The organism is Thermodesulfobacteriota bacterium, from assembly GCA_040753795.1.
Lineage (GTDB): Bacteria > Desulfobacterota > Desulfobacteria > Desulfobacterales > Desulfosudaceae > JBFMDX01.
In genome coordinates, this window is record JBFMDX010000001.1 from 601,034 (window position 1) to 626,171 (window position 25,138).

A 25,138-nucleotide genomic window follows, 5' to 3' on the forward strand; every position below is an offset into this window, starting at 1 on the left:
TTGGTTTAAAATAACTTCACCGATACCGGCGTACCGGCTTTTAGGCCTTCGGTGTCGGCGTCAATGACAATCAGTCCGTCGGCGGCGGTCATGGTGTTGAGCAGTCCGGATTTTCCGAAGACCGGCCAAGCCAGGAGGACGCCCTCCTTTTCCTCCAGTCTCACGCGGATGTAATCCTCCCGCCCGGAAACCGAAGGAATATTCCTCGCGGTCAGGGCGGAGATTTCCCGGTTAAATCGGCGGGTTGTTCCCCGGACGCCGGCCAGCCGGTCGATAAAAGGCCGGACAATGACGGAGAAGATGACCATGGCCGAAGCGACCTGGCCCGGCAGGCCCCAGAACGGTTTGCCGCTGATCCGGGCCAGCAGGGTCGGCTTGCCCGGCCGGATGGCGATGCCGCGCACCAGGAGCTCCGAATCGGGCAGGGAGTTGATCACCTCCAGGGTGAAGTCGCGTGTCCCCAGGGAACTGCCGCCGGACAGGAGCACCATGTCGCATTCGGCCAGGGCGGCGGCTGTTTTTTCCTTCAGATGATCCGGGTGGTCGTCGACAATGCCGTAAATGACCGGCCGGGCTCCGGCCTCTTCGGCCAGGGCGGCCAGGGTGTAGGTGTTGACGTCCCGGACCCGGCCGGGGGCGGGCGTCTCTTCCGCCGGCACCACTTCGTCGCCGGTGGAAATGATCCCGACGGTGGGCTTGCGGAAAACGGTCACGTCGACAATGCCGAGGGCGGCCAGCAAGCCGGCTTCCTGGCTTCTTACGCGGACGCCCCCGGGCAGGGCGATGTCGCCTTTTTTAAAATCCTCGTCGGCCGCGATGACGTTTTCTCCCGGAGCCGCGGACTTGAAAATTTCAAGCAACGTGTTGTCGATCAGCCGGGTGTGTTCGATGATGACGACGCTGTCGGCGCCTTCGGGCATCATGCCCCCGGTGGGGATCTCGGCCGCCTGGCCGGCGCCAAGGCAAAATCCCGGTGCCTCCCCCATGACCACCGCACCCATGCGTTCCAGATAGACCGGGTTGGTTTCGGAGGCGCCAAAGGTGGCCGCGGCCCGAACCGCGAACCCGTCCATGGTCGAACGGGCGAAACCCGGCAAGTCGCCGGTGATGACGATATCCCGCCCCAGCACCCGGCCGTGGGCCCGGGCGAGGGGCACGTCTTCCAGTTCAACCGGGGTAAAGCGGTCGACCATGGACAGAACGGTTTGCGGGGGAACAACCGTGAAGAAGTCTTCTTTCATTAATACATTCCGGTGGTTGCGGTCCGGTTTTGTCCGAACCGGAAATTGCCGGGTATTCTCACAAAACAGGGGGGAAAGGTCAATAGATTACGGAAGAAACAGCGAAGGGCGGCCGCGACAGGACCGCCCGTTTTGCATTCAGATGATTGCAGGGGGCACGCTGCGCCGTGCCCCCTACCTCCTGCCTTTCGGATGTCCCTACTGGATTTTGGTTAAATAACCTTTTTCCATGCCGCTGCATGAGTTGGTGCCGTCGGTCCATTCCCAGTAAGTGACGTAGGTGCCTTCCGTGGCTGAAGTTAATTCGATGGTGGTGTAATCAGTCGTGGTGCCGGAGTCCTCCGGGGTGGAGGCGGTGAAGGTATAGGTGGCGCCGCTGACGGTCCCGGAAAAGGAGCCATCTTGATCATAACCGGTAAAGGTCGTTCCGGTTTGTGTGATCGTAGCAGTTCCCACATCATTTAAAATGACCGGATCTCCGCAGTTGTTTTCGCCCTCCGTCAGCGTCCATTGCCAGGTGCCGGTGGCGTCGTAAGGCGTGGTGCCGTTATTGTCGGTGTCTTCGCCGCCGCCGCCGCCGCCGCCACCACCACCACCACCGCTGGCCACCGCTACTGCGGCTCCGGCCCCGGCCACCCCGGCCGCGGTCAGGCCGACGATGGCGCCGGTTGACAATCCGGCAGCGGTTGCCGTGGTTCCGGCCGCTGCCGTGGTGCCCGCGGCGGTGGCAGTGGCCCCGCCGCCGGCTGCCGTTGCGCCGCCGGAACTTGCCGCGGCCGCACTGCCGCCGCCGGCCGCCGCGGCCGCGCCGATCAGGGAAATGGTGATGACGCCGCCGGTAATGACGGCCATCTGGCCGGCTTCAAGAACGGCCGTGGAAACAACGGTTCCTTTATCCGACAGGGCCGACAGGTTCAGTGACCCTTCGGTACAGTTGATCGTGGCTTTTGTCTTGTCCGCTTCTTTGGCTTCGGTGATGTCAAAACCCGTGCCCCTGACGCCGATGACGCAGGTGGGGGAGTGGACTTCAAAAGTGTTCTCCCCGCCGATGAACTTGCTGACGGCGGCCTTCAACTGGCCGGTCGACAGCAGCAGAACAGCCGCGCGGGATGTTTTTTTGAACAGAAACTGGCTGATTTCCAGCTTCGAGTTCTGCCCCAGATGGATGGTGCTGTCGTCGGAGAACGCCATGGCCGCTGATGACGACTGATCGGTGGCGATCAGATCCTTAATTTGAACCGGAGTCTTCGCAGCCGGTATGATGACCTCTTTCCCCCGGGTCTGTGTCACCGTGCCGACGACGGAAGTGAACTCGCCCACCGCCGTCGCGAAGATGGAACCGGGAATGGCCAGTTGCAGTACCAGAAAAACGACAAGACACTTCCGGATCATGCTGGATTTCATAACGCCCCTTTCTTGTTGTGATATCAATTTGATTTTATATGATTTATTTATAACAGAGGCGTTTTCGCCTGTCAAGGGGAGGGAATGAAAAAAAATGACGTTTCCGGCTATTGACAACGGCCAGATATTGTGGTTAATAGGCCGATATACACAATATATAGTGGTTTTATGGTTTAGCTATCCTCTTTTTCGCCTTTATCATAAGGAGTTGATGACCAATGGAAAAACAGACCGACACCTCTGCCATGCCGGAATTGGCGCCCAACGCCGTAACCGTTCTGGAACGCCGCTATCTGAAGCGGGACAGACAGGGCAAAGTCCTCGAGGAGCCGGCGGACATGTTTCGGCGGGTGGCCGAGACCATCGCCGCGGCCGACATGAAATTCGATGCCAAGGCGGACGTATCGTTGCTGACAGAAGCGTTCTACCGGATGATGACGCAATGGGAATTTCTGCCGAATTCGCCCACCATGATGAACGCGGGGCGCGAGCTGGGGCAACTGTCCGCCTGCTTCGTCCTGCCGGTGGGTGACTCCATGGAAGAGATCTTTGACACGGTAAAATACACGGCCCTGATTCATAAATCCGGCGGCGGTACCGGTTTTTCCTTCTCCCGGCTGCGCCCGGCCAACGACGTGGTCAAGACGACGACCGGCATTTCCAGCGGTCCCATTTCCTTCATGCGTGTTTTTGACGTGGCCACGGAAACCATCAAGCAGGGCGGAACGCGCCGCGGCGCGAACATGGGGATTCTGCGCGTGGATCATCCGGACATCATGGACTTTATCATGTGCAAGGCCGACCACAAACAGCTCAATAATTTCAACATTTCCGTGGGGCTGACGGAAACCTTTATGAAGGCCGTGGAAAGAGACGAAGACTATGATCTGGTCAACCCCCGCAACGGCCGTGTCACCGGACAGCTTAACGCCCGCAAGGTGTTCAACCGCATCGTTGCCCAGGCCTGGGAAAACGGTGAACCGGGCATTGTTTTTCTGGACCGCCTCAACCGCGACAATCCCACGCCGCATATCGGAATGATCGAATCCACCAATCCCTGCGGCGAGCAACCGCTTCTGCCCTACGAATCGTGCAATCTGGGATCGATCAACCTGGCCAGAATGGTCGCGGACGGCCAGGTCGACTGGGACCGGCTCAGGGAGGTCGTGCATCTGGCCGTTCATTTCCTTGATAATGTGGTGGAGGTGAACAGATACCCCTTCCCCCAGATCGCCGAAATGACCCTGGGAAACCGCAAGATCGGGCTGGGGGTGATGGGGTGGGCGGATATGCTGATCCGGCTGGACATTCCTTATAATTCGGATGAGGCGGTGGATCTGGCGGAAAAAGTAATGCGGTTTATTAATGAACAGGGCCATGAAGCTTCCCGGGCACTGGCCGTCAGCCGCGGCGCCTTTCCCAATTTCAAAGGGTCGATATACGATCAAAGGGGAGAAACCCCGCTGCGCAACGCCACCGTCACCACCATCGCTCCCACCGGGACCATATCGATCATCGCCAACACCACCTCCGGAGTGGAGCCGCTGTTCGCCGTTTCTTTTGTCCGGCAGGTCATGGACAACGATATCCTGGTGGAGGTCCATCCTTATTTTGAAGCCCTCGCCAGGCAGCGGGGATTTTACTCCCCGGAGCTGATGCAGCGCATCGCCGAGCAGGGCACGCTGCGCGATATCGAAGAAATTCCCGAGGATATCCGCCGGGTCTTTGTAACGGCCCACGATATCACGCCGGAAATTCATATCCGGATGCAGGCGGCTTTCCAGAAGCATACCGATAACGCCGTCAGCAAAACCGTCAACTTTGCCAAAACCGCCACCATTCAGGATGTGGCCAGCGTCTATGAGCTTGCCTATAAACTGGATTGCAAGGGCGTGACCATTTATCGTGACGGTTCGCGCGACCAGCAGGTGTTGAGCGTCGGCAGGAAGGAAGACGGGGCGGCGGCCGCTCCGGGAGATAATCCGGCCGTCAAGCGGGAACGCCCCAAGGTGCTCAAGGGCTGGACCTATCAGATGCAGACCGGGTGCGGCCCGCTTTACGTCACCGTAAACGAGGACAGTTCCGGTCTTTTTGAGCTGTTCACCACCATGGGCAAGGCCGGCGGCTGCGCCGCGTCCCAGAATGAAGCCATCGGGCGGCTGGTGTCCCTCGCCTGGCGAAGCGGTCTCCAGGCCCGGCAGGTGATCAAGCAGTTGCAGGGGATTTCCTGCCATTCCCATGCGGGCTTCGGCGCCAACAAGACCCTGTCGTGCGCGGACGCCGTGGCCAAGGCCATCCAGTCCCATCTGGCCGCCAACGGCGGCAAGGTCAAACACGAAAAGCGGGCCTTTTTCAAGGGCGCCTGCCCGGACTGCGGCGGTATTATCGAACACGAAGGCGGCTGCGTTGTCTGCCGCGGCTGCGGCTACAGTGAATGCGCCTAGACTTTCAGACCCATGTCCAGCGCTTTTCTAATGGCGGCCTTCCCCCTGCGGGTTCCCCTGCCCGCCGGGGTTGCTCGCGCCCGGCTGGCCGGCGGAGATCATCCGGAATGAGAAGAAATCATAAATAATGCTGGTCAGCTCTTCGATGAGGCGGGATTCTTCAATTTCCGGGCCGATGAACTTGGCGGTGTGGGCCACATGCTCCACGGCGTTGTGGATGATAATGGCGGTGGCGTAGGGGTCGCGGATATTCAGCCGGTCCCTGTTGCTTTCGATCAGGGCCATGATCTGGTCCAGTTCCCGCTGCCGTTCTCTTTCATAGATGCGGTTGATGTCCGGGTCCGAGTAGCGCAGGGCGTGGGTCTGGCTGAGAAAGCGGGGGGCGATGTCATAGGCCTTGAAAACATTGGTGATGACGGATTTGATGTTGTCCCGGGTCAACCCTTCCACCGAATAAGAGCCCAGGTCCTTCCAGATGACCAGGTACGCCTGGTTGAGAAAGTTTTCCAGAATTTCCAGCAGCAGTTGCTTCTTGTCCTTGAAATAGGAATAAAAACTGCCGATGGAAACCCCGGCCTTGTCGGCGATTTCTTTGGTGTTGGTGCCGTGAATGCCTTTTTTTGAAAACAACTTGAAGGCGGCCTTTTCAATCCGTTTTCTGGTTTCCAGGCCCCGTTGCTGCGTCGGTATTCTGACAGTGCTCATCGATTGTCTTTCTTAAAAAAAATTACGGCATTAATGGTCTTTCCATAAGCCTCGACCCCTTGACTCCTTGAACCCTGTCCGTCAACTGGGGGTTCGATGCTTCAGCGGTCCGGAATTATTCTTAACATGAAAAAATATTCGTATTCAATAAAAATAATAAATATTTATTATTTTGATAATTTTTCTTGACAATATGAATTATATTTCATATTTTATTTTTTAATTTGAAACTGCTTCATTGTCAAACGGAGGGCATATGAAGGCGCTGCAGCTCAATATTTCCCCGCTGACCTTCGCCGTTGGCAAAACCTGCGCGGCAATATTCGGTAAAACATCATACTTCCGGGGGCCCGGCCGGACCGTAAGGTTGCGCGAAATCCCCGAACCTGCTCTGCCCGGACCGGAGTGGGTCAAGATCCGGACCATGGCCTGCGGTTTTTGCGGCAGCGATTTGAACCTGATCATGCTCCATGACTCCCCCAGCGCCCAGCCGTTCACCTCCTTTCCCTGCGTCATGGGGCACGAGTTCGTCGGTGAAATCGTGGAGACCGGCTCGCGGGTTTCCGGTTTTTCCGCCGGCAGCCGGGTGGCCGTCAGCCCTGTTTTGAGCTGCCTGCCCCGGGGCCTCTCGCCATTGTGCCCCGCCTGCCGGGCGGGTCGGCCCGGAAACTGCGAACGCACGGCCGAGGGGGCCTTTTCGCCCGGCATGTTTCTGGGCATCTGCCAGGATCTCAGCGGCGGGTTCGCGCCTTATGTGGTGGCCCACCAGAGCCAGCTTTTTGTTGTTCCGACGGAGTTGAACACGGACGCGGCCGTCATGACCGAGCCGGTGGCCGTGGCCCTGCAGACGGTGTTCGACAACCGGCCGCTTGACGCCGAGAGAATCCTGGTCATCGGCGGCGGGGTCATTGGCAACCTGGTTGTTCAGGCAGCCCGCGCCCTGGCCCTGGATTGCCATATTTCGGTGATCGAGCCGGGATCGTTTGCCGCCGGGCTGGCTGTCACCTGCGGGGCCGATGAGATCATTTCCCCGGGCGACATCTTCCCGAAAACTGCGGCCATAACCGGGGCACGACTGTATAAGCCCATGATCGGTCAGCCCGTGCCCATGGGCGGGTTCGACCGGGTCTATGACACCGTCGGCAACGCCGCCACCCTGAACCTGAGCATGCGGGTGCTAAAGGGCCTGGGCACCTTGAGCGTGGTGGGTATCGGCGGTAACGTCAAGCTGGACCTGACGCCGTTGTGGCTTAAGCTCCAGACCGTCAAGGGGGTGTACGCCTACGGCCTGGTGGACGACGGGGGCACGCGGCGGCATGTGTTCGACATCGCCCTGGACATGATGCGTCAGAAGCAGATCAACGCGGAAAAGCTGGTCACCCACCGTTTCCGCCTGGAAGAATATCGCCGCATGATCGAAGTCAACATGAACAAGGGGCAACACCAGGCCATGAAAACCATCGTGGCCTTTTGAATTTTCAACCCAACCATCAGGGAGTTCGTAATGAGATTGAAAGTGCTGCTGTTCGGCCTGTACTGGCTGCTGTGGTTTTCATCCAAAACCAATGCCTCCTTCAAGAAATTTATCCGCAAATCAAAGGTCCGGTTGATGATCAGGACCGCAGACGGACAATTTGCCCGGCTGTTCGTGTTCGACCAGGGGAAGATCACCACCGCCGTCGGCCCCCATCATGCCTTTGACGCGGCCCTGGTCTGGAAGGACGCCAAAACGGCTTTTTCCGTCATGCTCAAACAGAACATGGAGGCTTTTTTTTACGCTGCCGCGGACGGCAAGCTCAAAATTGAAGGCATGCCGGTTTATGCCCAGTGGTTTGACGCGGCCATGAAACATATTTAAAGAAGGGTTTAAGATTCAGGGTACAGGGTTCAGGGTACAGGGTTCAAGGTCCAAGGTTCAGGGTTCAGGGGGCACAACAAAAAAGGACTGAGGGAATCAGAAAGTTCATTTACAACCCCTCGACCCCTCGACCCCTCGACCCCTCAACCCTTAACACTTAAAACTTAAAACTTTACTCCAACAAAAGTGAAGAAAATCAAGGCACAATAAATATTGCAAGCGAGAAAGGAATTACTAATGACAAAAATCTCCGGCGGCCACCTGGTAGCCAAATATTTGAAAGAAGCGGAACAGGTCACCCACGTCTTCACCATTTCCGGCGGGCATATTGAAAGCATCCTGGACGGCCTGACCGAGTACGGCCTCAAGACCATCGATGTCCGTCACGAGCAGGCCGCGGCCATGATGGCCCATGCCTGGTCCGTTTACACCAACACCCCCGGCGTCTGCCTGGTCACGGCCGGCCCCGGGTTCACCAACGCCCTGACCGGCATCGTCAACGCCCACCTGGAAAACGTCCCCCTGGTCGTGCTCTGCGGCCGTCATCCCATCCGGGACGATCTCAAAGGCGCCCTGCAGGAGATGAACCAGATCGACATGGTCAAGCCGGTGACCAAGTGGTGCGCCACCTGCTATGACACCCGGCGCATCCCGGAATACCTGGCCATCGCCTTCCGCCAGGCCACCATGGGCCGGCCCGGCCCGGTCTTTCTGGAACTGCCGCCGGACATTCTCTTTGCCGAGATCGACGGCGGCAGTTCTCCTGTCGTGCCCCGGAGACGGCACAAGACAGCCACCCGGCCAATTCAGGCCGACCTGGAGGCGGCGGCCCGGATCATTAACGCGGCCCAGAAGCCGGTTCTCCTGGGCGGCACCGGCATCGGCCTGAGCGATTGCGGCCCGGCCCTCAAGGCCTTTGTGGAAAAAACCGGCATTCCTTTTGCCCTGATCAATTACGGCCGGGGCGTATTGCCGGACGATCACCCCCTGTCTTTGAGCGAAGGCGGCTTTACCGGCATCACTTCGGGCCTGCCGGTGGCGGACGTGATTGTCGCCGTGGGCATCCGCTTTAACTGGGTGCTTCAGTCTGGCCAGTTGTTTCCCAATGCCAAAGTCATCCGCATCGACATCGATCCCCATGAACTGGACCGCAACCAGACCGCCACGGTCGGCCTGGAAGGGGACGCGGGCACGGTGCTGGATCTGCTCCTGCCCCTGGTGGACAAGCGCGACCACGGCCAGTGGGTGGAGTCCTTCCGCCGGGCCTACACCGCCTTTATGACCACCGAACTGGAAAAGCGGCGGACACCCTCCGATCCAATCCACCCCTCGCGGCTGGTGGCCCAAATCATGGAAGTTTTCGGCACCGACGCCTATTACGTGGCCGACGGCGGCGACACCACCTATTACGGGCTGTCGGGCTTTTCGTCCGTGCACCGGGCCGGCGTGCAGATTCCGGCCGGCGGCCTGCTGGGCTGCCTGGGCACCGGCATCCCCTTTGCCCTGGCCGCCAAGCTGGCCCACCCGGACAAGCCGGTCATTGTGTTGAACGGCGACGGCTCCTTCGGGTTCAACAGCATGGAGTTCGACACGGCCGTGCGCCATAACATTCCCATTATCTGCGTGGTCAACAACGACTGCGCCTGGGGCATGATCAAACATTCCCAGGAGATCAGCCTGGGCCATGACCGCTGCACCTGCGCCGACCTGGGCATGCGGCATTACGAGAAGATGGTGGAGGGGCTGGGCGGTTACGGCGAGATCGTCACCAAGGACGAGGAGATCATTCCCGCGCTCAAGCGGGCCGCGGCTTCCGGGAAACCGGCCTGCGTCAACGTGGTCACCGACCCGACCGTGACCAGCCAGGCTACTATTTTATTTTACCAGAGCTTCAGCGAGCTGTAGGAGGGGTGGAATTAGAGAGGCCTGTTTTTTTGTAATTGAAAAATAAGGGCAAGAGGGCTTGTAAAAAGCCGGTTTGTTCGCAACGTGATTGTTTTGGGCGGTCGCCACGGCCCTGTCGGAACGCCTCGAACTCGGGCTTCGCCCTCAGACAGCGAGGCGTTCTTTTCGCCAGGGCCGTGGCAACCTTGTTTCCCAAAACAATCAATGGTTACTCACAAAAGGCTTTTTACAAGACAGCAGTGCCTGACCGTAAAGATGACTTTTTGATCAGAGCCGCGGACGACTTAATTTCACCCGGCCAAACCATATAAGAGTTCAAGGCATACGGATACGTGACCGTATTGGTGCCAGCATGTATTCAAGTTGTTGGTCAACACTGGCGATAACAATACCGGGGGCAGGGAATCCATTTTGATTGTTACTGCACCGGATTGGGAACGGTGATCCGGCGAGAACCTGTTTTTCATGAGCGCCGGTTAAACATTTTGGGAAAAAGCCGGTTAGAAGCGGCTGCGTGAAGCATTGCTCGCTGTCCGAGGGCGAAGCCCGAGTTCGAGCAATGCAGCAGACGGTTTTAACCGGCCCCAAAAGGGTTAGGGCGCGAAGAAAAAACAAGTTCTCGCGGGGATCGCAAAAGACATTTGAACGATAAAATAACCGCATCATAACAACGGGGGGAATCATGCCGGGAATAAAGAATCTGAAGGATAAGGTGGTGGTGGTGACCGGCGCGGGCAGCGGCATCGGCCGGGCCACGGCCAAGGCCTTTGCCGGTGAGGGCGCCAGGATGGTGCTGGCCGACATCAGCCGGGAGCGGCTGGACAACCTGCAGAAAACGCTTCAGGAAAGAGACATCCAGGCGGCGGTGTTCGCGCTGGATGTTTCCGACAAAAAGCAGGTGGCCGACCTGGCCCAATTCACCCTGGACACCTACGGCCGGGTGGACATCATTCATAACAACGCCGGCATCGGCATGGGCGGCCCCCTGGAAGTCTTCCCCCTGGAAGACTGGGAGCGGATCGTCGGCGTCAACTTCTGGAGCGTGGTTTACGGGGTGCACTATTTCCTGCCCCACATGATCCGCCAGCGCTCGGGCCATATCGTCAACACCTCCAGCGCGGCCGGCTACTGGGGCCTGGCGGGGCTGGGCGCCTACACCGCCACCAAGCATGCCATTATCGGTTATTCCGACGTGCTGCGGGCGGAAATCCGGCGCTACAATATCGGTGTTACCACCATCTGCCCGGGCGTTATCAAGACCAGCATCGTTCATGACGGCAAGCAGACCATGCTGCCGACCGCCAAGATCGACCAGAAAAAGATGGCCGCGTTTTACGACCGGTTCGGCTGGTCCCCGGAGCGGGTGGCCCGGGCCGTGATCAAGGGGGTCAAGAAGAACCGGGGCCTGGTGCCGGTAAGCCCGGAAGCCTGGGTGATGTGGTATGTCAAACGGCTATCCGAAACCGCCTACAACCTGTTCCTGCGGATCGCCGCCCGGAGCGCCTGGTAATCAGGGGCTATAGGCCCGGAACCATTTCGATGACCTGGCCGTCCTGTCTCGGAAAATTAATGGGGCGGCCCGGAAATATGGACAGGAGGCAGGGCTACTGGATTTTGGACAAAGTTCCTTTCCCGATGCCGTTGCATGAGTTTGAGCCGTCAGTCCAGTTCCAGTCTGACGTCCAGGTTCCACCCGTATTTGAATCCAGGACAAGCGTAATTGTTTCCGTGTGAGTTTTAGGGTCTTCAAAAAAAACCTTGGTGTAGGTGTAAGTGCCACCGCTGATGGTTCCGGAAAAGCTGCCGGTATCATCGGAGACGGTAAACGTCGAGTCGGTCTGGGTGATCACCATAGTGTCCGTCTGGCCTATTCCTACCGGTTCACCACAGTCGTTTTCTTCATAGGTGGTAGTATGCTCCCAGGTACCCGTGGCGTCATAGGCCGGTGAATTTGATTTGCCGCCGCCGCCCCCCCCACCGCCGCCGCCGGCGGCCGCCACGGCCACCCCGGCGCCGGCCACGCCGGCGGCGGTCAGGCCGACGATGGCGCCGGTTGACAGCCCCGCTCCCGCCGCCGCCGCCCCGCCGCTTCCTGCCGCTGCGGCTCCTCCGCCGGCGGCCGCGGCCGTCCCGATCATGGAGATAGTGATGACGCCGCCGGTAATGACGGCCATCTGACCGGCTTCCAGCACGGCCGTGGAAACAACGGCTCCTTTATCCGACAGGGCCGACAGGTTCAGGGCGCCTTCCGTGCAGCTGACCGTGGCTTTTGTCCTGTCTGCCTCTCTGGACTCAACAATGTCAAAGCCCGTCCCCCGGACACCGAGAATGCAGGTCGGTGAATGGACTTCAAACACATTCTCCCCGCCGATAAACTTGCTGACGGCGGCTTTCAACTGGCCGGCCGACAGCAGCAGAACGGCCGTGCGGGATGTCTTTTTGAACAGAAACTGGCTGATCTCCAGTTTCGTGCTCTGCCCCAGCTGGATGGTGCTGTCATCGGAAAAGGTCATGGCGGCGGCAGACGCCTGTTCGGTGGCCACCAGATCCTTCATCTCAATGGGCGATTTCACGGCGGGCGCGATGACTTCCCCGGCCCTTGTCTGCGTTACCGAACCGCTGACGGAGGTGAACTCCCCCACCGCCGCCGCAAAGACGGAACCGGGGATTGCCAGTTGCAGGGCCAGAAAGAAAACAAGAAACCTTTTGATGGTAAGGGACATCATGACGCCTCCTCCGTTCACGGGTATCAGGTTAATGGGAATGAGGTTAATATAGCAGGGGCGGTGGGGCCTGTCAAAAGGCCGGCGGTCAATGCTGTTCAGGCAGTCAAGCCCGGGGCTCCAGCCCCAGGATCCGCAGCAGGGCCAGGTCGTCTGCCAGGCTGCGGCCGGAGGTGGTCAGGTAGTCGCCGGTCATGATGCCGCTGGCGCCGGCGTAGAAGACAAAGGGATGCAGTTCCTTAAGATTGCTCTCCCGGCCGCCGCAGATGATGATCTCCTTGTCCGGCAGCAGGTGGCGCAGAAAGGCGATGATCTTCAGGCAACGCAGGGGGGTGAGGGTGTTTGACCGGGCCACGGCTGTGCCGGGAACGGGCACCAGGAAGTTGACCGGCACGGCGTCCACCTCCAGTTCCCGCAAGGTCAGGCCCAGTTCCGCGATCTGGTCGTCGCTTTCGCCGATGCCGAAAATGCCGCCGACGCACAGGGACAGGCCGGCCCGCCGCGCGCGTTTAATGGTGCGGACCCGTTCCGCGAAGGAATGGGTGGTGCAGATCTGAGGAAAGAGGCTGGGGGCCGCCTCCAGGTTGTGATGGTAGCGGGAAACCCCGGCTTTTTTCAGCGCCAGCAGGTCGTCGCGGTCGATGATGCCCAGGGAGGCGCAGGCGCTGATTTTTTCACGGTCCAGCCGGGACAGGGCCGCGGCCACGGTCCGGACTTCCCGCTTGGGCAGTCCCCGGCCGCTGGTGACAATGGAGTAGCGGTTGACCGGCGTTGCCTCCAGCCGTTTTCCCCGGGCCGCCATTTCATCGGCGGACAGCAGGGGGTAGACGTCGATGCCGGTGTCGGCATGGGCCGACTGGGAGCAGAAGGAACAGTCCTCCGAGCAGCGGCCGGACTTGCCGTTGCAGATGACGCACAGGTGGACGGATCGGCCGAAGCGGGCCTCCCGCAGCAGGTCCGCCCCGGCACACAGGAGGAGGGCGTCTTCGTCCGGGACCCGGATCAGGGAACGGCAGGCCTCGGCCGTCAGCGCTTCTCCGGCGTTGATTTTCCGGGCCAGCTGTAACAGCCGCCGGCGTTCTTTCATCTTATTTTTCATGACCATCAACTCTCTTTTACTTCCGCCCTTGCCCCTTACACCCTGAACCTTGTACCCTATACCTCATACCTTGAACCTTAAACCTCAAACCTTTAATTAAAGCAGTTATCAAACGTTCGCATCAGTTCTTCCGGCGTGACCGACGCCATGGGCTCGATCTCCCCGATCACCGGCACCCGGCCATAGCGTTCCACCGCCTTTTTGTTTTCTCCGTTGCGGGGCCCGTTCATGATGACGCCGAACACCGGTATATTGTACCGCCGGAGCTGATCCACCGTCAGCAGGGTATGGTTGATCATGCCCACCCGGCTGGGGGCCACCACCAGGGCCGGGGCATCGAGCTGCCGGAACAGGTCGATCATGAACTGGCGGTCATTGAGGGGCGCCAGCACGCCGCCGGCGCCTTCGATGATCATATGCGAGATTCCCGGCGGCAAGGGCGGCGGGATGATGCGCGAAAGGTCGATGGTGACGCCTTCCATGGCCGCGGCCAGGTGAGGCGAGACCGGCGCGCGCAGGAGATAAGCCTCCGGCGGGAAATGGCTTTTCCCCAGGCCGGTCTTCTCCCGGACCCACTCCCGGTCGGCCTGACCCTCGGCTCCACTTTGTACCGGCTTCCAGTAGATGGCGGCCAGACCGGCCGTCAGCACGGCCGATACCACGGTCTTGCCGATATCCGTATCCGTGCCGGTGACGATCAGGCGATGGGGAAAATCAATCTTTGTCATTTCGCCGTCCACTGTTCGATGGCCCCGGCCAGGGCTTCCACATCCCGGCGGTCCAGGGCGGCGGACAGGGAAATCCGCAGGCGTGACTGATCGGCGGGCACCGACGGCGGCCGGATGGCCACGGCCAGAAACCCGAGTTCTTCCAGCCAGGCCGAAAGTGAGAGGGCTTTGTTTTCCGCGCCCATAATGACGGGAATGATCTGGGTGGCGGAGGCGCCGGTGGACAGCCCCAGGCCGTTGAGCCGTTTCCTTAAGAAGGCGGCGTTGTCCAGCAGTCGTCGCCGCTCCTCGGCCATGCCGGGAATCAGGTCCAGGGCGGCGTCAATGGCGCCGATGACCGCCGGCGGCAGACCGGTGGAGTAGACAAAGCCGGGGCAGCAGTTGATCAGGTACTCCCGCATTTTACGCGAGCAGGCCACGTAGGCGCCGAAGCTGCCGCAGCCCTTGCCGAAGGTGCCCATGACCAGGTCGGCCCCGGCCCCGCAGGCCAGGCCCATGCCGTTGTCACCGAAAACACCGGTGGCATGGGCCTCGTCCACCATCAGGATGGCCCCGAACCGTTTCGCCAGGGAGGACAGCCGGTCGATATCGCCGGTGTCGCCGTCCATGGAAAAAACCGTTTCCGTGACGATGACGATCCGGGAAAAGCCGCTGGCCGCGTTTTCTGCCAGCAGCCGTTCCAGGTCATCCATATCGTTGTGGACAAAGGGTTTGACGGCGCAACGGGACAAATGGCAGCCGGCGATGATGCTGTTGTGGTTGAGCCGGTCGGAAAGGATCAGCGACTTGCGGTCGCACAGGGCCGGCAGCAGGGTGGCGTTGGCCTGGTACCCGGCGTTGAAGATCAGGGCGGCCGGGGTCTGCTTGAGGGCGGCCAGTTTTTCCTCCGTCTCTTCGACGCAGGCGTAATTGCCGCAGATCAGGCGGGAGGCGGTGGCGCCGGCGCCGTATTTTTCAAGGTATGCCGCGGCCCGTTCCGCCAGCAGCGGATGCCGGGACAGTCCCAGGTAATCGTTGGAACTGACGTTGATCAGGGTCCGGCCGTTGAGCTCGATCCGCCCGTTGTCCCGGGGAATGACCCGCCGCAGTCGGCGGACCTGGTTGGCGGCTTGCCGCCGTTGGAACTCTCTGTCGATAAAATCGAATTTATCCATGTTATCTGTCCGCCAGCTTGCGTGCCAGGCCGCCCATGGCGCCGGTCAGGCGGGACAGCTCCCGGGGCTGGATGATATATGGCGGCATGATGTAGACCAGTTTGCCGAAGGGACGGATCCACACGCCGTTTTCCACGAAATAACGGCCCGCCGCGGCTGTGTCAACGGGCCTCTCCATTTCCATGACGCCGATGGCGCCCAGCACCCGAACGTCGGCCACGCTGGGAATGGCGGCCAGGGGCGTCAGCTCCGCCCGCAGCTGGTTTTCAATGGCCGCAATCCTATGTTGCCAGCCGGACGATTGCAAGAGCTGAATGCTGGCCGCGGCAATGGCGCAGGCCAGGGGATTGCCCATGAAGGTGGGGCCGTGCATGAACACGCCCGGCGCGGCCGAACAGATGCCGTCGCTGACCCGGTCGGTGGCCAGGGTGGCCGCCAGGGAAAGAAACCCGCCGGTCATGGCTTTGCCCACGCACATAATATCCGGAGAAATGCCGGCGTGTTCGCAGGCGAACATCCGGCCGGTGCGTCCGAAGCCGGTGGCGATTTCGTCGCAGATCAGCAGCAGATCATACTGGTCGCACAGTTGCCGGGTCCGCTCCAGGTACCGGGGGGAATAAAACCACATGCCGCCGGCGCCCTGGACAATCGGCTCCAGGATGACGGCCGCGATTTCCCGGTGATGCCGCTCCAGGATGCCGCCAAGACTTTGCAGGTCGTCTTCTTGCCAGGGGTCTTCAAAGCGGCAGCGGGGCTGATCGGCGAAATAGTGGCGGGGCATGGCCTCGGCAAAAAGATGATGCATGCCCGTGACCGGGTCACACACGGCCATGGCGCCGAAGGTGTCGCCGTGGTAGCCGCAGCGGATGGTGGCCAGTTTTTTTCTTTCCGGACGGCCTTTGGCAAACCAGTACTGCAGGGCCATCTTGATGGCTACTTCCACGGCCACGGACCCGGAGTCCGACAGGAAAACCCGGGTCAGTCCCTTCGGGGCCATGTCCAGGAGCAGCGCGCATAAATTCACGGCCGGCTCGTGGGTCAGGCCGCCGAACATGACATGGGACATGCGCGAGAGCTGGTCTATGGCAGCCTGGTTGAGGACCGGGTGATTGTAACCGTGGATGGCCGTCCACCAGGAGGCCATGCCGTCGATCAGTACCCGGCCGTCCGCCAGGGTCAGGGTGCAGCCCGAGGCCGACCGGACCGGGTAGACCGGAAGCGGGTTGGTCATGGAGGTATAAGGATGCCAGACATGTTGCCGATCGAAGGTGAGCAGCTCTTCAGAAGACCATGTGTTCACGTCAAAAGTTTTTCTTTCACCTTAAACCTTACACCTTACACCTTGAACCCTGTACCTTAAACCGTTGTTGTTAACTTTTCTTTTCCAGGTTTTCGGCGTAAATCACATTGACTGGCAGGGGCGAAAATTTTCTTCGCAAGGCGATATCGGTCCTGGGCAGGATGTGCTGATTGCCGACGGTCAGCCAGGGGAGGGACATCCGGACCGTACGCAGTTTCTTTTCCGATGGAAAACGGGAATGTTCGGTCCGCATATATGCCACCCGCAGGACAAAGATTCCGGCCGTTCCTTCAGTGGCAATGACATAATTATTGGTCAGGTCTTTCACCGCCAGGCCGGTCCTGGCAGCCAGGTCGGTCATTTCCTGTTTGGAAAGTTTGACCAGCGCGAACTTGGAAACCCCTCTTTCCGACAGCCGGGTCACGTGCCGGGCCTCGCTGCTGGCCACGTAAACGGTACTGATGCAGGGCAACTGCTTCAGGAACTGGGCGGCCACCAGGGCCGCGGTTCTGCGGCCGCCGACCATGAAGGGGAACCCGTAGTATTCGAAGAGTTTCTTTTGAAGGGTTTCGGCGTACTTGTCCCCTTTCTCATAAAGATCCTTGGAAATATACCGCAGATACTGGCCCAGGTCCTCGGCGGCCGAGGCGATGGGCCAGTCGATGCGGACATGGAAATGGGAAAGGTTGTAGTGATCGGCGGCCACGGTGGTGGGGTCTCGCTGGATCAGCAGGGCGTAATCCAGTGGCAGCAGTTCCTTTAAAAAATTGTTGAAACGGGCTGACTCCATGAATTTTTCGGTCCGGTCGAAATTGTCGGCCAGGGCCAGGGAGTCGGCCTGCATCAGGTTGGTCTTGGTTGTCCGGTTGACATCAAAGAAACGGATATGTTTCTTGCAGGTGTCGGGAATGGTGTCTTCCACGAACACCACCAGAAAGGTGTTCTGTTCTCCATATTCGATCTTCGGCAACTGGGCCCGGGGCTTTAATTCCCGCTTGGCCGCAAAAGGGTAAGGCTTATTCTTCTGCTTGAAATTATTATAGGAGTCAATCAGGGCGTACTGAACGATAAAATCGTCCAGATCGTCCCGAAGCAGTTCATAGTAGGACCGGCGCAGCCTGTTTCTGGCGCTTAACTCTTCTCTGATCAGCCAGTGGAACATGTCTTCTCTTTTCGGCCCTGATCCGGAGCGGAATGGCAGGGTGTGATATCGTTAATTTTTTGAACACGTTAGCATGGCGGAACAACCGCTGTCAAGACCGAAAACAAGTAAGGGGGCCTTAAAATCAGGCCCCGCACTGTTTTTCCAGAACCGCCACCCCCGGCAGGGGCTCCCCTTCCATCAGGGACAGAAAAGCGCCGCCGCCGGTGGAAATGTATGACAGTTTGTCGGTCACGCCGGCCGCTTCCACCGCCGCCACGGTATCACCGCCGCCGGCGATGGTATAGGCGCCGGTTTTTGCCACCGCCTCGGCCACGCCGTTGGTGCCGGCGGCAAAGACCGGGGTTTCAAAAATGCCCATGGGACCGTTCCAGATGACCGTGCCGGCCCCGGCGATAATGCCGGCAAAAAGGCTGACGGTGGCCGGCCCGATGTCGAGTACCATGGCCTGATCGGGAATGCTGTCGATGGGCACGATTTGTCCCGGCGTTTTCTGGTCGATGCTGTCGGCCGCCATGGCGTCCACCGGCAGGTAAATGGCGATTTTCTTCTCTACGGCCTGGGCCAGTATTTTGCGGGCGTCCTCGATCAGGTCCGGCTCTATTTTTGACTTGCCGACTTTGCCTCCTTTGGCCGCCAGGAAAGTGTTGGCCATGGCCCCTCCGATGATCATGCTGTCCACCGAGTTCAAGATGCTGTAAAGCGCCTTGAGCTTGGAGGAGACCTTGGCCCCGCCGACGATGGCCACCAGCGGCCGTTTGGGGCTTTCCATGGCCGTCCGGAAGGCAGTGATCTCCTTTTCCAGCAGCAGGCCGGCGGCGCAGACCGGCGCGTGTTTGACGATGGCTTCCACCGAGGCGTTGGCCCGGTGGGAAACGGCGAAGGCGTCGTTGATGTAGATATCGCACAGGGCCGCCAGGGTTCTGGCAAAACCGTCGTCGTTGTCGGCTTCGCCGGGATGGAAGCGCAGGTTCTCCAACATGATAACATCGCCGTTTTTCATGCCGTTGATCATGGCGGTAACCTTGTCGCCGATGCAGTCGTCGGCCATGATCACCGGCTTGCCCAGCAGTTCCTGCAGGCGCTTGGCCGCGGGCGCCAGGGTGAAGGCCGGGTCCGGCTTGCCCTTGGGGCGGCCCAGGTGGGAGCAGAGAATGACCCGGGCATTGTTTTCCATCAGCCAGGTAATGGTGGGCATGACGAACCGGATGCGGGTATCGTCGGTGACGTTCCCCTTGTCGTCCAGGGGCACGTTAAAATCCACTCGTACCAGCACTCTCTTACCGGAAACAGCTAAAGTCTTCATTGATTTCATGGTCATCCTCCTCCCCGTTTAATCGGTTTCTTCTGATTTTTTTCGGGCAATGGTTTTCTTCTGCAGCCATCGGTCGAAAAAGCCCATGGATCCGGAAGCATATGCGCGATTGATCCGTTCCTCGGCCATGGCCAGCCTGCCCCGGCCTTCGGCCGCCTCACGAAGGCATTCGGTCTTGTGCGGGCAGGGCACGCAGGGTTCCGGCGTCCGCCGCAGCCCGTCGGCCTGCATGGGAAAGACCTTATCCAGTTGCCCGTAGCAGGACGGGCGTGAAGCGGTGACGTTCATTTTTTATATTTTATTACATTGCCGTTCAAAAGGCACCGGATTTCTTATGTCGCTTATCCGTGTCACTTTCCCCGGGAAAAAGAAAAGTTGATCCTGCGAGGGGAAACCCAAAGGTCTTTGCCAAGCCGATTCTGATTTCAGAATCTCGCCCGGATGTACGGGAGGAATCTTCGAGGAACTCGGAGGTATTCAACGCTTGAACTGCGATTCGGTATACGCAATTTTCGAAAGGCGGTCCGCTGCCTGCATGTTCTGGTCGGATGCCCTTTTTCGTTCCAGAATAAAAAAATCCTCAAGTCCTTTATGTTTGAATGATTTAAACGTCTAAGGTAAGTTGCAAACTGGCGAGAAAAAATAATGGCCTCGTTTTGCCAGCCAGTTTGTCAACGTCGGGCATCAGCAGCCGCGGCTTTTTGCGCTCTGCTGAATGCCCTTGTTCTGCAAATTAATTTATTCTGTCATAATGCTCAGGCTCTGAATCCGGCACTTTCTTAAGTACTTTCTCAAATTTTTTTACACTTCCCTTTTTAGCTCTTGCTTCAATATATTCTTCAGTCAATAGGGCGGTCATCTTTTCAGCTGCTGCTGACGCAACAAACTGATTGATAGAAATTCCTTCCCTTTTAGCAAGAAGCCTAATCTGTTCGTGCAGCGAGTGTGGGATTCGTAAACTTAAAGTGCTCATTTTAATACTCCTATTTCTATAAGAAATTCCTTCGGGTCGTAAACGTTTAATCCAAAGCGCTTAGCTTCTCTGAAATGTTTCTTATTGTAAGTGACAATCGCATCGCAATCTCCGGCTACTGCGACTTCCAAAACAAGATCATCTGATGGATCGGGCAGGCATGGCCGCCAAAGGAAAAAAATGTCTTGCTTGCTCCCAATATGGCAGAGGAAGTCGATAACATCACCGATATCTTTTTCGGATATCGATGCCGGTAGCTGGCCTTTCGTCAGCACGGATTCATATTCAATAATTAAAGGAACTGATATTGCGATCGAAAACTTTTTACTTGGCAAAAGTGATAGCAGGAGAAAAGAGGCCCCTTTTCGAGATTTTAAGCCAGTAAAAATTACATTGGTGTCTAAAACAATTTTCATGTGGTATTATATATCATACCATAAAATAACAATCAAGTCTTTTTTGCAGAACGGCGGCCGCTCACCAGACGCTGTAAGCGGTCTGGTGAAGTGAATGGTTATGCCTTGATTTCATCTATCGGCAACATCTGTTTCCCGTGCCGAATAGTAAGTATGGATATTTGTTTTGCTTCGAGGTGATAGACGATCCGATAATTTCCATAAATTAACTCCCTGAATTGACGGTCATTGATTTCAGGGGCAATCCTTCCGATTTCTGGATTAGATCGAAGCTGTTCAACTTTTGAAAATACTGCATGAATCCATTTTCCCGCGGCTATTGGCTTATCTTGAGCAATGTAATCAACTATTTCCGATGCTCTTTCAACAGCAAGGGGAGACCATACTATCCTCATTTAGGGACTCGCTTCAATAATTTGTCTTTTGCTTTTTGGTGGGAGACCCCTTCTCCTTTTGCCAGCTGGTTAAGGGAGGTTTGGACGTCTGATAGAAGCTCAATTTTTTCTTGCATAGTTTCAAATTCATTTGCGCTCAACAGTACAGCAACACCTTTGCCATGCTGCGTAATTATAACCGGACGCTTGGTGTCATGGATTTGCTTGATGTAAGAAGCCATGGAGTTCCTGACTTCCGACATTGACCTGATGTCTTGATCGATTTTGAGCTTTTGCATTTTGCACCTCATTTGATATTAATTTTGTACATAATTACATACAAATTTAGGTGCAATCAACTGTTTTTTATAAGGCATAACGGCCACCGTCACTTGGGAGCAGGGGAATGTGACTTTAGCAAAGCCACGTTAACACCGGACCTCGATACTGAAAAAGCAACCCGCCCCTGCGAGTCCATGTGAGTGGCATTGTTAGCCATTCACTTATTTTTTTGGAAAATATTTTACTTTGTTCAAATTTTTAAAATCTGAATCTTGAGTCCATATAGTTGCGTCATATTCTTTTGCAGTTGCAATGATAATGCTATCAACCATCGGGATGCCATTTTCCAAGCTTATTTTTGAGGCTGAAATAGCTAATGAACTCGTCAAATCCACGACAGAACCTTTTCGCATCGCAACAACTGCCTGCAAGGCTTCATTCTCTTCAGATTCTCGAAGGACTACCTTAAAGACCTCATAAATAGTGACCGTCGGGACAACAAGTGACGCCGTGTCTTTTAAAGGGAGCAAAAAGTGTCTAGCGTTTGGCTCATCAGCAAAATATGCAAGCCAACCTGAAGAATCGACAATATTCATACCCTGTCTCCCTCTCGTTCGAATTCCGTATTTATCCCCTTGATAAAACCACGCAGTTCTTTAATGTCTTTTTCCGGGATAAGTTCAATTCGGCCATTGTATTCTACAACTTGCATTTTTTGGCCTGGACGTATCTGCAGTGCCTGCCTGACTGCTTTTGGTATAACAACTTGAAATTTCGGTGACACGGTTACAGTTTGCATGACAAAACCTCCATCGATATTATTTTATATTACGATATCGCTATCGATATGGCTTGTCAAATTCTTTCTGATGGCTAACGTCCACCGTCACTTGGGAACAGGGAAAAGTGACTTTTGCAAGGTTGCGTTAACACGGAATTACGATACTGAAAACCAGGCCGCCCCCGCGAATCAAGTGCACGGCGATGTTAACCTTTTTTCTCATTATTCCCATGGGTTAATAAGTGCCACGCCGCTCGCTTTCATGTCTGAAACATTGCGGGTTGCCACTGTTAAATGATGCGTAATGCCTGTTGCGGCAATGAGAGAATCTATAGCGGGCATTGGTTTGCCAACGCGTTCCGTCATTCCTTGGATCTTCCCCCATGTCACCGCAGTTTGTATATCAATGTCGATGATTCTTGTCCAAAATCTTTCCTTGAGGTCATTATCCACCCAATTATGCAATTCCTCCTTCCTTTTCGATTCGTCAAGTTTTTCGATTCCTTTGTGAAGTTCGCCAATTGTCAAGACACTGATGAAAAAATTGTTTTCATCTTCTTGTTTGATCCATTTAGTGACTTTTGCGGATGGCTTAGGCCGTATGATTTCTGAAATGATACAGGTATCCAATAGATATTTCATAATTCAATATCCCTTGAATCGCTTTTGTCTCTTGTTAGGTCAAGGTTTATGCCAGAAAGGGGGGATTGTTTTAAAAAAGAAATTAGATCAGACGCTGGCTTGTTGAGTTTTTGGTAGTCTTCAATGGCAATAATTACGACAGATTCTTTGCCATGTTTTGTGACGACTTGTGGGCCATCATGGCGGGCTTTGTCTACCAGATTGCTGAACTTATTTTTTGCTTCCTGAAGTTGCCAAACATTTCCCATAATTGCACCTCTTGCTATGTTTTTTTAGGCTAGTCTGTCTAGATTATATTTTTAAATTAAGCGGTATGTCAAGAGCAGAATTTTCGGGAAGGTTAACGATAGGCATCAGGGGCGCCGGCGATAGCCGGCGTCATTTGCATTCCATGGTTAGATTTCGCCCTTATAAACATCCTTACGATTGCCGATTCTGAGGATTAGGATATCAAGACCCAACAGAGCATAGATCACTCTGTAGTCACCAACGCGGTACTTGCGAAGCCCGGCAAACTGCCCCTTGAGTACAGGATTGGATTCAGGCTGTTTGATCAGTTCCTTCTCAATGAGGTCAAGGATTCGTTTCGCCTCGGCCCTCGATAGTTTCTTGAGGTCGCGGTGGACCGATTTCTTATAGACGATGTTATAGGCCAAGAGACTTCCTCATCTCTTTGGCTGAAATAACTTCATCACCCTTGTCGTGGAGTCTGTCCAGTGCGATCTGAAGATCCGCGAAATCCTCGATATAGGATTCCAAGGCTTTCTGAATGATGAAAGAACGGGGTCTTTCGGTCTCTTTGGCTATGCTATCAAGTTGGCTGGCAAGATTCTTGGGAAGCCGTACTGATATAGCTGTACTCATAGTGCACCTCCTGTCATTGTTGTATTACAATGTATGCAGGAATGCCTATTTTGTCAAGTCCATTTTTGAACGTCTTCAGCCAGAGGGCGCCAGGGCTTTCTCCGACTGCCTTAAAAATGGTTTCTGTTCAGTTCCCCCAGTTGCGCAAAACCCGAGTGCCCTGGCTATCCTTTGGGCGGCCTGGTTATGTGTTTTATGTTTTATGTATATTTCTAAAAAATTGATTTATTTTTTCAAAAAGAGGTTTTCCAATTTTGAACGAAATATCAAAAACCAAGTTGTTGTCCAATTGCATCATTAAATGATCAACCTGAAATGTATAATCTATAATCAGATCACTGCCACCATACTTCTTGCCGTCATACCACTCAAATGTCGGTTCAAACGGAGGAAACTCATAGTTGACAGAGATAAATAAATATTTATACGGATTTTCAAGGATGTCATCATGATCATCTTGGGCAAATGAAACCTGGACAATATCTCCATCTATTGCTTCATCATAGGATACTTCTTTCGCATCAAAAATTATATTCATTCGATTCTTCCGGCACTTAACGTCTCAAGCCAATGGCAGCAAGGGCTTCCACCAGCTTGGTTAAATGTTTTGGTCGTTCAATTATCCCCGACTTTTCAAAAACCTACTGCCCTTGCTGTCCACTTGAGATTGATGGTTATGCTCTTCTATAATTGGAGATATTTACCGAATCGAGTCTCAAGTTCCTTGATTTGAGATTCAACCCAATCCTTTATTTCTCTTTGATGCGCGACATTTCTTTTTCTATCTTCTTGAACAGTTATACTTTTTAATTCTTTCTCTAAATCATTTAATAATCCTGATTTCTTATAAGTTTCATCAACAAGATTTTGTATTTCATTACCAAATAAAAACCTACACCCACGTGTTTCAATTAAAAAATTATGTTCATCATCCTGACTTGCTACTCCATGGGCTCGGATCTTTCCCATAAAATCTCTTATAGCAACAAATTGAGCCCATCTTTTATCAAACAATTCGTGTTTGTAACGATTCTTGCTCAACTTCCACTGAAGCGCAGCTATTGTAATACCAACGATGGCAATTGTAGGTGTAATAAGGGCAGTTAAAACATCGACCCAATCCTTTGTGCAGTTTGTTGAGATTGTCATTTTCCCACCTGAGAATAACAATGATGAAAATTCACTAAAATGTAAGCCTATATATGCCGCTGTAGCTCCGATCAATAAATTAAGTAATGTCCCCAAAAGGAATCTATTAAATAGTGAATGGCCAATTTGATTACGAGCATCAAACAATAAAAGAGATGAAGTACTTTCTAAATTTTCAGGAAGTTTGATTATATTTTTCCATACCTCCCATTTTGAGGCTATTTTGAAGGCTAGCCAAACAGCAATAATTGAAATTGCCTGCGATTGTGACTTCAAATGTAACCAGAAAGCGATTAAAAACAATATCCGTTCAAAAAATCCAATTACCTGTCCACCCTGAAAGGGCTTTGCAAGTGAGTCCCAAATTTTAATGTCCAAATCTTTAGGTTTAGCGGGTTTTGGGACACAGCATCTTAATATCGGCTCAATGAGAAAGCCAAGAAAAATAGCAAATATAAGACCAACAATGAATTCTATGAATGATGGCATTAGTCATTAGTGTCCAAAATCGGTTAAAAACGGCCTTTTTAGCATCGTAACCATCTGAAACTATTCATCCGGATGTTTTGTTCAGAAAACAGGTTGTCATTGTCACTGATGCTGTCCAAATCAAAATAGG

General features: G+C 55.3%; 28 protein-coding genes. 5 read left to right on the forward strand and 23 right to left on the reverse strand.

Annotated elements, in window-relative coordinates; translation table 11 throughout:
- Positions 1-5: 5 nt before the first annotated feature.
- Positions 6-1,241 carry a gephyrin-like molybdotransferase Glp gene (glp, locus tag AB1724_02610; GenBank protein ID MEW6076684.1) on the reverse strand — a complete coding sequence of 412 codons (1,236 nt, stop codon included), beginning with the start codon at positions 1,239-1,241 and terminating at the stop codon, positions 6-8.
- 198 nt (positions 1,242-1,439) lie between these two features.
- Positions 1,440-2,645 (reverse strand): FecR family protein, encoded by a 1,206-nt coding sequence (locus AB1724_02615; GenBank protein MEW6076685.1) that lies wholly within the window; start codon positions 2,643-2,645, stop codon positions 1,440-1,442.
- 218 nt (positions 2,646-2,863) lie between these two features.
- On the opposite strand from AB1724_02615, the gene AB1724_02620 reads away from it, so the two are divergent.
- The gene (locus AB1724_02620; GenBank protein ID MEW6076686.1) at positions 2,864-5,089 is read left to right on the forward strand and encodes a vitamin B12-dependent ribonucleotide reductase; all 2,226 of its coding nucleotides are present in this window, start codon (positions 2,864-2,866) and stop codon (positions 5,087-5,089) included.
- 27 nt (positions 5,090-5,116) lie between these two features.
- On the opposite strand, the gene AB1724_02625 is transcribed toward AB1724_02620, so the two are convergent.
- Complete coding sequence (locus tag AB1724_02625; GenBank protein MEW6076687.1) at positions 5,117-5,794, reverse strand: TetR/AcrR family transcriptional regulator; 678 nt, start codon at positions 5,792-5,794, stop codon at positions 5,117-5,119.
- Between the two features lie 256 nt (positions 5,795-6,050).
- Here AB1724_02625 and AB1724_02630 point away from each other — a divergent pair, with 256 nt between their 5' ends.
- From AB1724_02630 to AB1724_02645, 4 genes are all read left to right on the forward strand, one after another.
- Positions 6,051-7,268 (forward strand): alcohol dehydrogenase catalytic domain-containing protein, encoded by a 1,218-nt coding sequence (locus AB1724_02630; GenBank protein ID MEW6076688.1) that lies wholly within the window; start codon positions 6,051-6,053, stop codon positions 7,266-7,268.
- Positions 7,269-7,298: 30 nt separating this feature from the next.
- Entirely contained in the window at positions 7,299-7,652 is a 354-nt protein-coding gene (locus tag AB1724_02635) for a hypothetical protein (protein ID MEW6076689.1), read from the forward strand.
- Positions 7,653-7,889: 237 nt separating this feature from the next.
- Entirely contained in the window at positions 7,890-9,557 is a 1,668-nt protein-coding gene (locus AB1724_02640) for a thiamine pyrophosphate-binding protein (protein ID MEW6076690.1), read from the forward strand.
- Positions 9,558-10,239: 682 nt separating this feature from the next.
- Complete coding sequence (locus AB1724_02645; protein MEW6076691.1) at positions 10,240-11,067, forward strand: SDR family NAD(P)-dependent oxidoreductase; 828 nt, start codon at positions 10,240-10,242, stop codon at positions 11,065-11,067.
- Positions 11,068-11,161: 94 nt separating this feature from the next.
- Here the strand turns inward: AB1724_02645 and AB1724_02650 are convergent, their stop codons facing one another.
- The 20 genes from AB1724_02650 to AB1724_02745 form a co-directional block, all read right to left on the reverse strand.
- Positions 11,162-12,283, reverse strand: coding sequence for a FecR family protein (locus AB1724_02650; GenBank protein MEW6076692.1), 1,122 nt, complete (start codon positions 12,281-12,283; stop codon positions 11,162-11,164).
- 103 nt (positions 12,284-12,386) lie between these two features.
- Positions 12,387-13,379, reverse strand: coding sequence for a biotin synthase BioB (gene bioB, locus AB1724_02655; protein ID MEW6076693.1), 993 nt, complete (start codon positions 13,377-13,379; stop codon positions 12,387-12,389).
- A 92-nt stretch (positions 13,380-13,471) separates the two neighbouring features.
- Positions 13,472-14,107 carry a dethiobiotin synthase gene (gene bioD / locus AB1724_02660; GenBank protein ID MEW6076694.1) on the reverse strand — a complete coding sequence of 212 codons (636 nt, stop codon included), beginning with the start codon at positions 14,105-14,107 and terminating at the stop codon, positions 13,472-13,474.
- Entirely contained in the window at positions 14,104-15,261 is a 1,158-nt protein-coding gene (locus AB1724_02665) for an 8-amino-7-oxononanoate synthase (protein MEW6076695.1), read from the reverse strand. Before AB1724_02665 ends, bioD begins: the two co-directional genes overlap by 4 nt.
- Position 15,262: 1 nt before the next feature.
- Positions 15,263-16,561, reverse strand: a complete 1,299-nt coding sequence (gene bioA, locus AB1724_02670) for an adenosylmethionine--8-amino-7-oxononanoate transaminase (protein MEW6076696.1) — start codon at positions 16,559-16,561, stop codon at positions 15,263-15,265.
- Between the two features lie 70 nt (positions 16,562-16,631).
- Positions 16,632-17,723: a hypothetical protein gene (locus tag AB1724_02675; GenBank protein MEW6076697.1), complete on the reverse strand. Its 1,092-nt coding sequence runs from the start codon at positions 17,721-17,723 to the stop codon at positions 16,632-16,634.
- Between the two features lie 124 nt (positions 17,724-17,847).
- Positions 17,848-19,038 (reverse strand): phosphoglycerate kinase, encoded by a 1,191-nt coding sequence (locus tag AB1724_02680; protein MEW6076698.1) that lies wholly within the window; start codon positions 19,036-19,038, stop codon positions 17,848-17,850.
- Positions 19,039-19,056: 18 nt separating this feature from the next.
- Positions 19,057-19,326 carry a hypothetical protein gene (locus AB1724_02685; GenBank protein MEW6076699.1) on the reverse strand — a complete coding sequence of 90 codons (270 nt, stop codon included), beginning with the start codon at positions 19,324-19,326 and terminating at the stop codon, positions 19,057-19,059.
- Between the two features lie 445 nt (positions 19,327-19,771).
- Complete coding sequence (locus tag AB1724_02690; protein ID MEW6076700.1) at positions 19,772-20,011, reverse strand: YlcI/YnfO family protein; 240 nt, start codon at positions 20,009-20,011, stop codon at positions 19,772-19,774.
- On the reverse strand, positions 20,008-20,427 hold the full coding sequence (locus tag AB1724_02695) for a putative toxin-antitoxin system toxin component, PIN family (GenBank protein ID MEW6076701.1): 420 nt from the start codon (positions 20,425-20,427) through the stop codon (positions 20,008-20,010). Before AB1724_02695 ends, AB1724_02690 begins: the two co-directional genes overlap by 4 nt.
- Before the next feature lie 98 nt (positions 20,428-20,525).
- Positions 20,526-20,822, reverse strand: a complete 297-nt coding sequence (locus AB1724_02700) for a type II toxin-antitoxin system RelE/ParE family toxin (protein ID MEW6076702.1) — start codon at positions 20,820-20,822, stop codon at positions 20,526-20,528.
- A complete protein-coding gene (locus AB1724_02705; GenBank protein ID MEW6076703.1) occupies positions 20,819-21,100 on the reverse strand; it encodes a type II toxin-antitoxin system Phd/YefM family antitoxin in 282 nt (93 codons plus the stop codon). Before AB1724_02705 ends, AB1724_02700 begins: the two co-directional genes overlap by 4 nt.
- 204 nt (positions 21,101-21,304) lie before the next feature.
- Positions 21,305-21,679, reverse strand: coding sequence for a type II toxin-antitoxin system VapC family toxin (locus AB1724_02710; protein MEW6076704.1), 375 nt, complete (start codon positions 21,677-21,679; stop codon positions 21,305-21,307).
- On the reverse strand, positions 21,676-21,882 hold the full coding sequence (locus AB1724_02715) for an AbrB/MazE/SpoVT family DNA-binding domain-containing protein (GenBank protein ID MEW6076705.1): 207 nt from the start codon (positions 21,880-21,882) through the stop codon (positions 21,676-21,678). The genes AB1724_02710 and AB1724_02715 overlap by 4 nt, the downstream gene beginning before the upstream one ends.
- A gap of 204 nt (positions 21,883-22,086) precedes the next feature.
- Entirely contained in the window at positions 22,087-22,506 is a 420-nt protein-coding gene (locus AB1724_02720) for a type II toxin-antitoxin system VapC family toxin (protein MEW6076706.1), read from the reverse strand.
- Complete coding sequence (locus AB1724_02725) at positions 22,503-22,754, reverse strand: type II toxin-antitoxin system Phd/YefM family antitoxin (protein ID MEW6076707.1); 252 nt, start codon at positions 22,752-22,754, stop codon at positions 22,503-22,505. The genes AB1724_02720 and AB1724_02725 overlap by 4 nt, the downstream gene beginning before the upstream one ends.
- 147 nt (positions 22,755-22,901) lie before the next feature.
- Positions 22,902-23,162: a type II toxin-antitoxin system RelE/ParE family toxin gene (locus tag AB1724_02730; GenBank protein ID MEW6076708.1), complete on the reverse strand. Its 261-nt coding sequence runs from the start codon at positions 23,160-23,162 to the stop codon at positions 22,902-22,904.
- Positions 23,152-23,370, reverse strand: a complete 219-nt coding sequence (locus tag AB1724_02735) for a DUF6290 family protein (protein MEW6076709.1) — start codon at positions 23,368-23,370, stop codon at positions 23,152-23,154. Before AB1724_02735 ends, AB1724_02730 begins: the two co-directional genes overlap by 11 nt.
- A gap of 193 nt (positions 23,371-23,563) precedes the next feature.
- The gene (locus tag AB1724_02740) at positions 23,564-23,908 is read right to left on the reverse strand and encodes a hypothetical protein (protein ID MEW6076710.1); all 345 of its coding nucleotides are present in this window, start codon (positions 23,906-23,908) and stop codon (positions 23,564-23,566) included.
- Positions 23,909-24,054: 146 nt separating this feature from the next.
- Positions 24,055-25,008 (reverse strand): hypothetical protein, encoded by a 954-nt coding sequence (locus AB1724_02745; GenBank protein ID MEW6076711.1) that lies wholly within the window; start codon positions 25,006-25,008, stop codon positions 24,055-24,057.
- Positions 25,009-25,138: the final 130 nt, after the last annotated feature.